This is a genomic window from Pseudomonas sp. GNP013, assembly GCF_054343995.1.
The window spans coordinates 1,216,319-1,229,332 of sequence record NZ_JBTGUT010000001.1; the positions used below are offsets into that span (position 1 = coordinate 1,216,319).

Below are 13,014 nucleotides of genomic sequence, written 5' to 3' on the forward strand. Positions count from 1 at the left end.
CTCAGTGGTGGCGAGGCTTGAGAATCGCCGGTTTTTCGTCAGGCGCGTTGCACAGCAGGTACAGCGCGGTGAGGGCTTCCGGGATCTGTACGATCATGTCGTCCATCAGATTGGCGTCGGCGGCGATGTCGGAGAATTCAGCTTCCTCCTCGAACAGGCCCGAACCGACCATGATTGGCAGCAGCATCTCGCTGACTTCTTCTTCGGCCGATTCGAACCAGGCGGCTTCACGCAGGAACACGCCTTCCATGAAACCGATGCACCAGCCGCGTAGGTCGGAGTCATCCGGATCTTCGCCCAGGTCCAGCTCGCACGGCAGCTCGAATTCCTCGTCGGAGGCCAGTTGGCGACCGATGTGAGCCTTGAGGGCCACCAGGGTGGATTCGATTTCTTCGCGGTGGGCGTCGTCGGTGTAGTGAGGCTCTTCAGCGAACAGCGCGTCGATCCATTCACGGTCGGGGACGACGTCGGCGCAAATCGACAGGGCGGTCAGGTAGCCGTGGGCGGCCACGTAGTCCAGCGCCTCGTCATGCAGCTCATCGGCGTCGAGGAAGGCTTGCAGGCGGGTTAGTTGCTCAGCGAAGGACATTGAAGGACTACCTTGGGAATAAACGATGCTGAATTCTAGGCTTTCTTGAGCGCCCAGGCCAGCCGCACTGCATATTTGCCAGGTTTTAGCGAGAGAGGTCTATTCGTCAGTCGCGCCCTTTGCCGGATGACGCTCGGGTATACTGCCGCGTTTTGTGATGCCCCATGCAGGCCGGGCGGCGCTCCGGGAAAACTTCGCTTACGGATTATTTTCCGAGCCCGCGCAGTTTTTCGGCCAGCCTGTACAGAGGGATTTCGGCACCATTTTGGAGTTTTACATGCTCGAGCAGGCTCAACGCGTCCTCAAGGACATCTTCGGCTACGACAGTTTTCGTGGCCGCCAGGGTGCGATCATTGAGCGCGTGGCCAACGGTGGTGATGCCCTGGTATTGATGCCCACCGGCGGTGGCAAATCCTTGTGCTTCCAGGTGCCAGCCTTGCTGCGCAATGGCCTGGCGGTGGTGGTTTCGCCGTTGATCGCGTTGATGGACGATCAGGTGGCTACCCTGGAAGAACTCGGCGTCGCGGCGGCCTCGCTGAACTCCACCCTCAGCGCCGAGCAGCAGCGCGACCTGGCCGCACGCATCAAGCGCGGCGAAGTGAAAATGCTTTATCTGGCCCCCGAGCGCCTGGTGCAGCCGCGCATGCTGGCGTTTCTGCAGAGCCTGGAAATCGCGCTGTTCGCCATCGACGAAGCCCACTGCGTGTCGCAGTGGGGGCATGATTTTCGTCGCGAATATTTGCAGTTGGGCCAGTTGGCCGAGCTGTTCCCCGATGTGCCGCGTATCGCCCTGACCGCCACCGCCGACAAGCGTACCCGTGAGGAAATCGTCGAGCGTCTGCATCTGCAGAACGCCGAGCGTTTCCTGTCGAGTTTTGACCGACCGAATATCTTCTACCGCATCGTGCCCAAGGAGCAGCCGCGCAAGCAGTTGCTGGCGTTCCTGTCCGAGCGGCGCAGCGATGCCGGCATTGTCTACTGCCTGTCGCGTAAAAAGGTCGACGAAGTGGCGGCGTTCCTCTGCGAGCAGGGCTACCCAGCGCTGCCGTACCACGCGGGCCTGCCCAATGAGACGCGCTCGGCCCACCAGAAGCGCTTCCTCAACGAGGAAGGCCTGATCATGGTGGCAACCATTGCGTTCGGCATGGGCATCGACAAATCCAACGTGCGCTTCGTCGCCCACATGGACCTGCCCAAATCCCTCGAGGCTTACTACCAGGAAACCGGCCGCGCCGGCCGCGATGGCCTGCCGGCGGATGCCTGGATGGTCTACGGCCTGCAGGACGTGGTGATGCTCAAGCAGATGTTGCAGAACTCCGAAGGCGACGAGCGTCACAAGCGCCTGGAGCAGCACAAGCTCGACGCCATGCTGTCGCTGTGCGAAGAAACCCGTTGCCGTCGTCAGACCTTGCTCGCCTACTTCGACGAAGACATGCCCGAGCCCTGTGGCCATTGCGACAACTGCACCGATGGCGTGCAGACCTGGGACGCCACCGAGCCGGCGCGTCAGGCATTGTCGACCATCTACCGCACCGGCCAGCGCTACGGCGTGGGGCATTTGGTGGATGTCTTGCTGGGCAAGGACAACGAGAAAGTGCGCAGCTTCGGCCACGAAAAGCTCTCGGTCTACGGCGTCGGCAAGGCCCGCGCGGAGGGCGAATGGCGTTCGTTGTTCCGGCAGATGGTCGCGCGCAACCTGGTGGATATCGACATCGAAGGTTACGGCGGCCTGCGCCTTAACGACAGTTGCCGGCCGCTGCTCAAGGGCGAGGTAACCCTGGAGCTGCGCCGCGACCTCAAGCCGCAGACCACTGCCAAAAGCAGCAGCACCAGCCAGGCCAGTCAGTTGGTGCGTGGCGAAGAACGCGAACAGTGGGAAGCCTTGCGCACCCTGCGCCGCAAACTGGCGCAGGAACACAGCGTGCCGCCTTACGTCATCTTCCCCGACTCCACCTTGCTGGAGATGCTGCGCGAGCAGCCCACCACCATGGCGGAGATGGCCAGGGTCAGCGGCGTGGGCGCGCGCAAGCTGGAGCGCTACGGCCAGGCCTTCCTCGAAGTACTCGGCGGGCAAGCCGAAGCGCCGAAGGAAGTCGCCGATATCCGCCACGAACTGATCAGCCTGGCGCGAGCCGGCATGACGCCGATCCAGATCGCTGGCCAACTGCAATGCTCGGAAAAAAACGTCTACACCTTGCTCGCTGAATCCATTGGCAAGCAGCAATTGTCACTTGAGCAGGCCCTTGATTTACCGGAGGATCTGCTCGGCGAAATTCAGGATGCCTTCCTTGACGGAGAGGGCGAACTGCCACCCGTTGCGGAGATCGCACCGCTGTTCACCGGACGTGTGCCGGAAGGCGTCCTGTACTGTGTACGTGCGGCGTTGCAGTCTGAATTCGAGATTTAATGGGCCAATTGCGACAATGTAACGAATCAGTACATAGCCACTATTGCCTATGGGCATGGCTCATGCTTAGCTGACTAATAATTAGCCAAACTTTATTTTCAGTCTAAAACACGAGTTTTTTATGCCGTTAACCGATCAACACCGATTTGGCATGCAACTGGCGCAAATGTCCCGAGGTTGGCGCGCCGAGCTGGACCGCCGCCTTGCGGGGCTGGGCTTATCCCAGGCGCGTTGGCTGGTGCTGCTGCACCTGGCGCGTTTCGAAGATGCCCCGACTCAGCGGGAGCTGGCGCAGAGCGTAGGTGTGGAAGGGCCGACCCTTGCGCGGTTGCTCGACAGCCTCGAAGGCCAGGGGTTGGTGCAGCGCCAGGCTGTGGTGGAGGATCGGCGGGCCAAGCGGATTTTGTTGTGTGATACGGCTCGGCCGTTGATTGATCAGATTGAGACGATCGCGACTGCTTTGCGCCATGAGTTGTTTGTGGGGGTGGATGAGGCGGATTTGAAAGTGTGCATGCGGGTGCATGGGCATATTTTGCAAAATTTGGAGAAGTCTTGATTAAGTGATCCGTTATTTGGGTAATGGCTACTGGCGGTTCTGCTCTTACAGCGGGTCACTTTTTGAAGAGCACAAAAACTAACCCAAAACGCTTCGCCCCAACACTCGGCACCTCGCCTGCGTTCGGCCAGCGTGTTTAACGGGGCGCCTCAGATCAAAAGCAAAAGCGCGGCAGCCTTAGAACCGACGGGAATTGTCTGCCGTACGCCGTAAAATGTGGGAGGGGGCTTGCTCCCGATGAGGGTGGGTCAGTCAGCTTATGTGTAGCTGACCCACTGCTATCGGGAGCAAGCCCCCTCCCACATTTGGATCTCCATTTGTCTGATGGATATCACACTGCTTTGGTTACTTTGGGCTGGGCCGGCATTCCGGCTCTTTTCCAAACTGACCCGCCGTAAGGGCGGAACCAATAGCCGCCATTACCTAAATAACGGATATATACCCCGCCCAAGAACACCCCCCTTAAAACGTCTGCCCCAAATTCAAATAAACCGCCTTCTGCCGTTCATCATTAAACCCATAACTGAAATTCAACGGCCCCAGCGGCGTATCAAACCCCAAAAACACACTCGCAGCATTGATATACCCGCTGTCGAACTCATTATCATTGTTCCACGCCCGACCCCGCTCCAGAGAAGCCCCCAGGTACAGCGGGAAATCCAGCGGCAAGTACGACCGCGGCGTCAGTCGGCGATAGTAAACCGCTCGCATCAGGCTGATGTTCTGCCCGGAAATCGCATCCTGACGAAACCCCGACAACTGCCGCGCGCCGCCCAGCAGAAAGCTGGAAACCACCACCTCCGAGTTGTCCAGCGTGCGCCCATAACGGCCCCCCAGCACCAGCGTGTCCGGGCCATGGCTCATCGCCTTGTCCAACTTGAACTCCCATTGCCGGTAGCGCTGATCGGAGCCCAGTCCCGGTTCGAATTCGCGGAAAGCCAGGGCGATATCTTCGCCCGTGTGGGGGAAGTACACATTGTCCAGGGAATCGAAGGAATATTTGAGTTCGTAGAAGCCTTCGCTGAAGCTCGCACTCGGCAGGTCGCGTTCGCCGATGCGCACGTCCGCCTTGCCCCAGGCCTCTCCGACGCCGAAGCGAATCTCGCCGCTGTTGCCGATCTGCCGCCCGATATTCAGGCCAAACCCATAGCGCTCCACGCGGTATTCGGCGATCGGGTCGTTGTCCAGCACCAGTTCGACGTTTTGCGCCCTGGCGGTTAGATAGGGCGCAACGAAGTAACGCGAGCCGGCGTCCATCGGTTGGTAGAACTCGCTGTACAACTCCTGCCGATCACCGATCTGCACACGCGTCAGCCATTCGGCACCGAGGCGGTTGATGCCGTTGACGCGGTAACTGGCGCCCAGGTTGAAGGCACTGTCGCCGCGCATGTCGTCCGACAGGTTCAGGCCCAGCCGCAGGTAGTCGGTACCGCTGCGCTTGCCCCGTGCGCTGATCACCAGGGTGTTGTCGCGGCCTTTTTTCACCACGCGGTATTGCACCTGTTCGAAGTAATCCAGGCCATACAGGGTGCCCATGTCCGATTGCAGGCGGCCCAGGTTGAGGGGCTCGCCCAGGGGTTGGCGGATGTAGTAGCGGATTACGTCGTCGCTGACTTTCGAGTCGTTCTCCACGTTGATGGCGGTAATCACGGGTGTGCGCTCGCCAGGGGCTCGCGCGGCCACCAGCTCGGCATCGATCTGTTCGGCGGGACGCAGGTGGGCCAGGCGCTGGTCGAGGGCGCGGGTGGCGCGGTAGCCGGCGTCGATCATGTCCCTGGCGCGGCCGAAATCGGTGACGCCGTAGGCGCTCAGTGGCGGCTGGATCAGCACGTCCTTGGGATGCAGGGCCTTGAGCTGTTCTTCGGAGTTGCGCCGGGTCATCAGGGTGATGGACTGGTTGAGTACATCTACCACCGTAGCCAGTTGCTTGCGCGAGCGTAGCGGGGTGCCGATGTCGACCACGATAGCAATGTCGACGCCCATCTCACGCGCCACATCCACGGGAATGTTATCGGTCATGCCACCGTCCACCAGCAATCGGCCGTCCAGTTCCACCGGGGCGAATACGGCAGGGATCGACATGCTGGCGCGAATCACCTGGGGCAGGTGGCCTTTGCTGAACACCACTTTTTCGCCCGTGGTGATGTCGGTGGCCACCGCCCGAAACGGGATAGGCAGTTTGTCGAAATTACGCGTGTTGCTGCTGTGGGCGAACATGCTCTCCAGCAGCAGCGCGAGGTTCTGGCCCTGGATCACGCCCAGCGGCAGGCCGAGGCTGCCGTCGTCGCGGAAGCTGAGTTTCTGCTTGACCAGGAAATCCCGGTCATCCTGCTTGCGGCGAAACGGTACGTCTTCGCGTGGTGGTGCATCGGACAGGGCTTGCTGCCAGTCGATGCTCAGCGCGAGTTTTTCCAGTTCGTCGATCTTGTAGCCCGATGCGTACAGCCCGCCGATCACCGCGCCCATGCTGGTGCCGGCGATGGCATCGATGTGGATGCCTTGCTCCTCCAGCGCTTTGAGCACGCCAATGTGGGCCAGGCCACGCGCGGCGCCGCCGGATAGCACCAGGCCGATTTTCGGGCGTGGCGGTTCAACGGCATCAGCAAGAAGGGGAAACAGGCACAGGAACAGGCAGGACAACAGGCGGCGCATCATGAATCTCAAGGCTGGGCGATAATGGCCGGTATTATAGCCACTCGATCCGCTGAGGCCGTTACGCCAGGAGCCTGTCAAATTATGTCCGCGAACAAACCCGAGATCGTCATCACCTACTGCACCCAGTGCCAATGGCTGCTCCGCGCGGCGTGGCTGGCGCAGGAGCTGTTAAGCACCTTTGCCGAGGATCTGGCCCGGGTCGCGCTGGAGCCTGCGACCGGCGGCGTATTTCGGATTACCTGCGACGGCGTGCAACTGTGGGAGCGCAAGGCCGACGGCGGCTTCCCCGAGGCCAAGGTGCTCAAGCAACGGGTACGTGACCAGATCGACCCGCAACGTGATCTGGGCCACAACGACCGCACCGCTTAGGCGTCAGCTTGCCCCAGCCGGCTGTTTTGCCTGAGCGGCGCTGCCCATCAGGCCGGACAGCACAATGGCGACGATGATCAGCGCGCCGCCCAGCAGCATGCGCAGGGTCGGGGTCTCGGCGAACAGCAGCCAGGCCACGGTAATGCCATACACCGGCTCCATGGCGAACACCACCGACGCGGTGCGTGCCTTGATCACTGCCAGGCTGGCAACAAACAGGCTATGGGCCAGGCCCGTGCAGAACACCCCGAGCAGGCCGATCCACAGCCAGTCAATCGCACGCACCTGCGTCAGCCCCGGTGCCGCCACGGGCAACAGGCATACCGCGACCACCACGTTCTGGCACAACGCCGCCTGCACCGCCGGAATTCGCCCGGAGCCGGCACGGTTGTTCAGCGACAGCAACGAGAACAGCAACCCCGAGACAATCCCCCACAACAGGCCGCCGGTGGCTTCGCTGGCTAGATTGAAGTCCGGCGTCACCAGCACCAGGCCGACCGTGACCAGCGCCACCAGCAACACTTCATTGGCACGGATGCGTTCGCGAAAAATCAGCCCTTCAAGGATCACGGTAAACGCCGGGAACGCAGTGAACCCCAGCGTGGCAACCGCCACACCGGCCACTTTGACCGCAATAAAGAACGTCACCCAGTGCGCCGCCAGCAGTACGCCGCTGACCACCAGTCGGCGCCAGTCGCGCATCTGCAGTGGCTTCCAGGGAGCATTGCTGGCGAACCGGGCAAATACCGCCAGGGCCAGCACGGCAAACGCGGCGCGACCAAACACGATAATGGCGGGTGAGGCGGCCGCCAGTTTGCCGAATACGCCGGTGAGGCCAAACATCAGTGCGCCGATATGCAGGGCGCCGAGGGCTGAGCGGGGAGTCATTGCGATCCTTGAACCAACGAGGTGACAGAGGCGCAGTCTAGTGGGTTGCGCAGGTCGGCGTCTGTCGTCCGCCTCGCGATTTTTATCGCATGACTATTCCTACAACGCACACTGCGTCGGGATGATCGCAGCCAGGTCGCTGTCATCAGACTGACGCACCGTTGTCATGGGCTATTAATCGCCAGGGCGCAAGCTCGCGAAAACACCGCCGAGGCAAGCCCATGACCAGTGCAGAGTCCATCAAGCCCAGCCGCAAGCAAAGGGTGCGTACCCTGTGGATTTCCGACGTGCACCTGGGCACCCGGGATTGCCAGGCTGAACACCTGTCGCAATTTCTCAAGGGCTACCACGCCGACAAGGTGTACCTGGTGGGCGACATCATCGATGGCTGGAAAATGCGCGGCGGCATGTATTGGCCCCAGGCTCACACCAACGTGATCCGCCGTCTGCTGACCATGGCCAAACGCGGTACCGAGGTGATTTATGTCACCGGTAACCATGACGAATTTTTGCGCCGCTATTCCAAGCTGATCCTGGGCAATATCCAGCTGGTGGACGAAGCGGTGCACGTCACCGCCGATGGTCGTCACCTGCTGGTGATTCACGGCGACCAGTTTGACGTGATCACCCGCTATCACCGCTGGCTGGCGTTTCTGGGCGACTCGGCCTACGAATTTACCCTCACCTTGAACCGCTGGCTCAACCATTGGCGGGCGCGCTATGGCTATGGCTACTGGTCGCTGTCGGCGTATTTGAAGCATAAGGTGAAGACCGCCGTGAGTTTTATCAGCGATTTCGAAGAAGCCATCGCCCACGAAGTGACCAAGCGCGAGCTGCACGGAGTGGTGTGCGGGCATATTCACCATGCGGAGATTCGCAAGGTGGGCGAGGTGGACTACCTCAACTGCGGGGACTGGGTTGAATCCTGCACCGCGCTGATCGAGCACTGGGATGGGCAGATCGAGTTGTATCGCCTGGCGGATGCGCAGGCGAAAGAAGCGCAGCTCAAGGCCGAAATGGTCGCAGGCTGAAGGTGTGGGAGGGAGCAAGTCCCTCCCTCCTTTAGTTGGGTGACACGTCGGCGATGGCCTGGGCCAGCCTGTTCAGGCGTGTTGCATCAATCCCTGCGACGTTGGCCCGTCCCGAACTCACCATGTACACGCTGTGCTTCTCACGCAGTTGTTTGACCTGCTCGGCACTCAGGCCGGTGTAGGAAAACATTCCGCGCTGCGTCCCGATATGCGCAAACCGCTCAGCCAACCCGTGGGGGACCAGGGCGTCCACCAGCCCGGCACGCAATTGGGCGATGCGCGCGCGCATGGCTTCGACCTCGCCGCTCCACAGGGCGCGCAGTTCAACGTCGCCGAGGATGGTTGCGACCACTGCAGCGCCATGATCCGGCGGCGTCGACCACAGGTTGCGCGCGGTATTGGCCAATTGGCTGCGCACATCCGTCAGTTTCTCGGCATCGGCCGCACACACAATCAGCGCGCCCACGCGGTCGCTGTAGAGGCCGAAGTTCTTCGAGCACGAGCTGGTCACCAGCACTTCGGGCAACTCGGCGGCAAACAAGCGCACGGCCCAGGCGTCCTGTTCCAGGCCATCGCCAAAGCCCTGGTAGGCGAAGTCGATCAGCGGCAGCAACCGGCGCTCGCGCACAATCTGCAGCACCTGGCGCCAGTCATCCTGGGACAGGTCGAAGCCGGTCGGGTTGTGGCAGCAGGCGTGCAGCAGCACCACGTCGCCCTCCGGCACCGTGGTCAGCGTCGCCAGCATTGCCGCTACGTCCAGGCGATTGTCAGCCCCCACGTAGGGGTAGTGGCTGACCTTGAGCCCGGCCCTGGCGAAGATGCTTTCGTGGATCGGCCAGGTCGGGTCGCTCAGCCAGACACCACGGCCGGGCAAACTCTGGGCGATGAAGTCGGCGCTCAGGCGCAGGGCACCGGTGCCGCCCGGGGTTTGGGTGGCGCCGGCACGACGTTCGCCGAGCACCGCTGAATCGGCGCCCAGTACCAGTTCGCAGAGCAGGGTGCCGAAGGCCGCATTGCCGTGGCCGCCGATGTAGGTCTTGGTGGTCTGCGTGTCCACCAGGCGCTGCTCGGCGAGCTTCACCGCATGGGGAATCGGCGTCAGGCCCTGATCGTCCTTGTACACGCCCACGCCGAGGTCGAACTTGTGCGGGCTGGCGTCCTCGGCGTACAGCTCCATCAGGCCCAGGATCGGGTCGCCGGGCACGCGGCCAATGGCATCGAAATGCATCACTTGCGGCCCTCGGCGCCGGTGGCCACTTCGTCGGTGCGCGCGGCCATGATGAAGTCGTTGCGGTGCAGGCCCTTGATCGAGTGGCTCCACCAGGTCACGGTGACCTTGCCCCATTCAGTGAGCAGGCCGGGGTGATGGCCCTCGGCTTCGGCGATCTCACCCACAGCGTTGGTGAAAGCCAGGGCGAACTTGAAGTTCTTGAACAGGAATACCTTTTCCAACTGCATCACGCCGTCGCGCACTTCGATGTTCCAGTCAGGGATCTGCTTGAGCAGTACCGGCAACTCTTCATCGCTGACTTGCGGGGCGTCGGCGCGGCAGGCTTCACAGTGGGCTTGGTTCAACGTGGTCATGGAGATGTCCTGAATTCGAAAGGTGAAGGTCAGTGGCGTCACCCTAAAGCAACGCGCGGCCAGGGAACAGACTCACCTGGCGTCAAAATACACGGTTCACGCAGCCTTGGGCTTGGGGGGAAACTTGGGCGCGTGCAGACCCAGCTGCATGCCGCGCTCGACCATGCCCATGATGTCTTCCTGCGCCACGTCGAACAGGCGCTTGAGCTCGGGCAGGACGAAATACAGCGGTTGCAGGATGTCGATGCGGTACGGCGTGCGCATGGCTTCCAGTGGGTCGAAGGCTTGATGTTCGGGCTGCGCTGACAGGCTGTACACCGTCTCCCTGGGCGACGACAGAATGCCGCCACCGTAGATGCGCAGGCCGGCGGGGGTGTCCACCAGGCCGAACTCGATGGTCATCCAGTACAGCCGCGCCAGGTACACCCGTTGCTCCTTGGTGGCCGCCAGGCCGAGCTTGCCGTAGGTGTGGGTGAATTCAGCGAACCAGGGGTTGGTCAGCAGCGGGCAGTGGCCGAAGATCTCGTGAAAGATATCCGGCTCTTGCAGATAGTCCAGTTCCTCGCGGGTGCGAATAAACGTCGCCACCGGAAACTGCTTGCTGGCGAGCAGCTCGAAAAAGGTCTGGAAGGGGATCAGCGCCGGAACGCGAGCCACTTGCCAGCCGGTGGTGTCGGCCAGCACTTGATTGATTTCGTCCAGTTGCGGGATGCGGTCCAGTGGCAGGGCCAGCTTGTCGATACCGTCCAGGTATTCCTGGCAGGCGCGACCCTCGATCACCTTCAGTTGGCGCGTGATCAGGGTGTTCCACACCGCGTGTTCTTCCGGCGAGTAATGGATAAAACCTTGCGCATCGGGCTCGCGGGCCACGTATTGCGTCTGCTTCATACGGCTCTCCTGCTAGGCGTTCGTTATTGTTATGTCCTGCGATACCGGTATTGATACGCCCTGCCGGGCAGGATTCCATCCAGTTTCCAGAGTCAGTTGCAGGAAAAGCCACTACCGTTCGTAAAGAATTCGTTACGGATGTGCGCTCGTCACGGCATTGGGCTGGGAAAAGGACACTGGCTGTAACATAATCTTGACGATAATCTGCGCTCAGCGACAAAAACACGCGGCGTCTTCCCACTCTTCGGGTCTCTTCATGCGTATCAAAGTGCATTGCCAGAACCGCATCGGCATCCTGCGGGATATTCTCAACCTGCTGGTGGAGTACGGCGTCAACGTCGCCAAAGGCGAGGTCGGCGGTGAGCATGGCAACGCCATTTACCTGTACTGCCCAAACCTGGTGAACATGCAGTTTCAGGCCTTGCGCCCGAAGTTCGAGGCAATTGGCGGGGTGTTCGGCGTAAAACGGGTAGGGCTGATGCCCAGCGAGCGCCGGCACATGGAACTCAACGCCTTGCTGGGCGCCCTGGAGTTTCCGGTGTTGTCGATCGATATGGGCGGCTCCATCGTTGCCGCCAACCGCTCGGCCGCGCAGTTGCTCGGGGTGCGGGTGGACGAGGTGCCGGGAATTCCGCTGTCGCGCTACGCCGAGGATTTCGACTTGCCGGAACTGGTGCGCGCCAGCAAGTCGCGCATCAACGGCTTGCGGGTCAAGGTCAAGGGTGATGTGTTCCTGGCCGATATCGCGCCGTTGCAATCGTCCGAGCACGACGACAGCGAAGCCATGGCGGGCGCCGTACTGACCCTGCACCGTGCCGACCGCGTCGGCGAGCGCATCTACAACGTGCGCAAGCAGGAGTTGCGCGGCTTCGACAGCATTTTCCAGAGCTCGCGGGTCATGGCCGCGGTGGTGCGCGAGGCGCGGCGGATGGCGCCGTTGGATGCGCCGCTATTAATAGAAGGTGAAACCGGCACCGGCAAGGAACTGCTGGCCCGCGCCTGCCACCTGGCCAGCCCGCGTGGGCAATCGCCGTTGATGGCGCTCAACTGCGCGGGGTTGCCGGAGTCGATGGCCGAGACCGAACTGTTCGGCTACGGCCCCGGCGCATTCGAAGGGGCTCGCGCCGAGGGCAAGCTCGGGCTGCTGGAGCTGACGGCGGGCGGGACCCTGTTTCTTGATGGCGTGGGGGAAATGAGCGCGCGGTTGCAGGTGAAATTGCTGCGGTTTCTGCAGGACGGTTGCTTTCGTCGAGTGGGCAGCGATGAAGAGGTGTACCTGGATGTGCGGGTGATTTGCGCGACCCAGGTGGATTTGTCCGAACTCTGCGCGCGGGGGGAGTTTCGTCAGGATTTGTATCACCGGCTGAATGTGTTGTCGTTGCATATCCCGCCGTTGCGCGAGTGCCTGGATGGCCTGGCGCCGTTGGTGGAGCACTTTCTCGACCAGGCCAGCCGGCAGATCGGCTGCCCGCTGCCAACACTGGCACCGGCGGCCATGGACCGGCTTGCTCATTACCATTGGCCGGGGAATGTGCGGCAACTGGAGAATGTGTTGTTTCAGGCGGTTTCGTTGTGTGAGGGCGGGGTGGTCAAGGTGGAGCATATTCGACTGCCGGATTACGGGGTGCGTCAGCCGCTGGGAGACTTTTCGCTGGAAGGCGGGTTGGAGGCGATTGTCGGGCGGTTTGAGAAGGCGGTGTTGGAGGCGTTGTATGTGGAGCATTCCAGCAGTCGGCAGTTGGGGAAGCGGTTGGGGGTTTCGCATACGACTATTGCTAATAAGTTGCGCGATTATGGGGTGGTGAAGGGTGCTTGAGTGCGTCTGGGGGGGGGGTACATATCCGTTATTCAGATAACGGCTGATATCGGCTCCGCTCTTACAGCGGCTCACTTCTGGGAGGAACTGTCTAGTCCGGACACATGGTTGACGGGGCGCTTCCAGATCAAAAGCAAAAGCGCGGCGGCGTTAGAGCCGACCGGGGGGGCCTGCCTCCCACATTTGGATCTCCATTTTTCTGAAGGTATCAGGCTGCTTTAGATCTGCCTT

General features: G+C 61.5%; 11 protein-coding genes. 5 read left to right on the forward strand and 6 right to left on the reverse strand.

Annotated features, from left to right (window positions below; genetic code table 11):
* Position 1: 1 nt before the first annotated feature.
* Positions 2-589, reverse strand: a complete 588-nt coding sequence (locus ACXX81_RS05565; RefSeq protein ID WP_231421572.1) for a UPF0149 family protein — start codon at positions 587-589, stop codon at positions 2-4.
* A 277-nt stretch (positions 590-866) separates the two neighbouring features.
* Between ACXX81_RS05565 and recQ the strand changes: the two genes are divergently transcribed.
* Both recQ and ACXX81_RS05575 read left to right on the forward strand, forming a co-directional pair.
* Complete coding sequence (gene recQ, locus ACXX81_RS05570; protein WP_209983510.1) at positions 867-2,996, forward strand: DNA helicase RecQ; 2,130 nt, start codon at positions 867-869, stop codon at positions 2,994-2,996.
* 121 nt (positions 2,997-3,117) lie between these two features.
* Positions 3,118-3,552, forward strand: coding sequence for a MarR family transcriptional regulator (locus ACXX81_RS05575; protein WP_057010357.1), 435 nt, complete (start codon positions 3,118-3,120; stop codon positions 3,550-3,552).
* Positions 3,553-4,014: 462 nt separating this feature from the next.
* Here ACXX81_RS05575 and ACXX81_RS05580 read toward each other — a convergent pair whose 3' ends face one another.
* On the reverse strand, positions 4,015-6,204 hold the full coding sequence (locus ACXX81_RS05580; protein WP_209990439.1) for a patatin-like phospholipase family protein: 2,190 nt from the start codon (positions 6,202-6,204) through the stop codon (positions 4,015-4,017).
* 84 nt (positions 6,205-6,288) lie between these two features.
* Here ACXX81_RS05580 and ACXX81_RS05585 point away from each other — a divergent pair, with 84 nt between their 5' ends.
* Positions 6,289-6,576 carry an Rdx family protein gene (locus tag ACXX81_RS05585; RefSeq protein WP_209983508.1) on the forward strand — a complete coding sequence of 96 codons (288 nt, stop codon included), beginning with the start codon at positions 6,289-6,291 and terminating at the stop codon, positions 6,574-6,576.
* Positions 6,577-6,579: 3 nt separating this feature from the next.
* On the opposite strand, the gene ACXX81_RS05590 is transcribed toward ACXX81_RS05585, so the two are convergent.
* The gene (locus ACXX81_RS05590) at positions 6,580-7,464 is read right to left on the reverse strand and encodes a DMT family transporter (RefSeq protein ID WP_458571339.1); all 885 of its coding nucleotides are present in this window, start codon (positions 7,462-7,464) and stop codon (positions 6,580-6,582) included.
* Between the two features lie 221 nt (positions 7,465-7,685).
* Here ACXX81_RS05590 and ACXX81_RS05595 point away from each other — a divergent pair, with 221 nt between their 5' ends.
* On the forward strand, positions 7,686-8,495 hold the full coding sequence (locus ACXX81_RS05595) for a UDP-2,3-diacylglucosamine diphosphatase (protein WP_057010361.1): 810 nt from the start codon (positions 7,686-7,688) through the stop codon (positions 8,493-8,495).
* A gap of 31 nt (positions 8,496-8,526) precedes the next feature.
* Here ACXX81_RS05595 and ACXX81_RS05600 read toward each other — a convergent pair whose 3' ends face one another.
* The 3 genes from ACXX81_RS05600 to phhA all read right to left on the reverse strand — a co-directional run bounded on the left by ACXX81_RS05600 (position 8,527) and on the right by phhA (position 10,967).
* Entirely contained in the window at positions 8,527-9,723 is a 1,197-nt protein-coding gene (locus ACXX81_RS05600) for an amino acid aminotransferase (protein ID WP_458571340.1), read from the reverse strand.
* On the reverse strand, positions 9,723-10,079 hold the full coding sequence (locus ACXX81_RS05605; protein ID WP_003238764.1) for a 4a-hydroxytetrahydrobiopterin dehydratase: 357 nt from the start codon (positions 10,077-10,079) through the stop codon (positions 9,723-9,725). Before ACXX81_RS05605 ends, ACXX81_RS05600 begins: the two co-directional genes overlap by 1 nt.
* 96 nt (positions 10,080-10,175) lie before the next feature.
* Complete coding sequence (gene phhA / locus ACXX81_RS05610) at positions 10,176-10,967, reverse strand: phenylalanine 4-monooxygenase (RefSeq protein WP_209983499.1); 792 nt, start codon at positions 10,965-10,967, stop codon at positions 10,176-10,178.
* A gap of 256 nt (positions 10,968-11,223) precedes the next feature.
* Here phhA and ACXX81_RS05615 point away from each other — a divergent pair, with 256 nt between their 5' ends.
* The gene (locus tag ACXX81_RS05615; RefSeq protein ID WP_231421574.1) at positions 11,224-12,783 is read left to right on the forward strand and encodes a sigma-54-dependent transcriptional regulator; all 1,560 of its coding nucleotides are present in this window, start codon (positions 11,224-11,226) and stop codon (positions 12,781-12,783) included.
* Positions 12,784-13,014 lie beyond the last annotated feature (231 nt).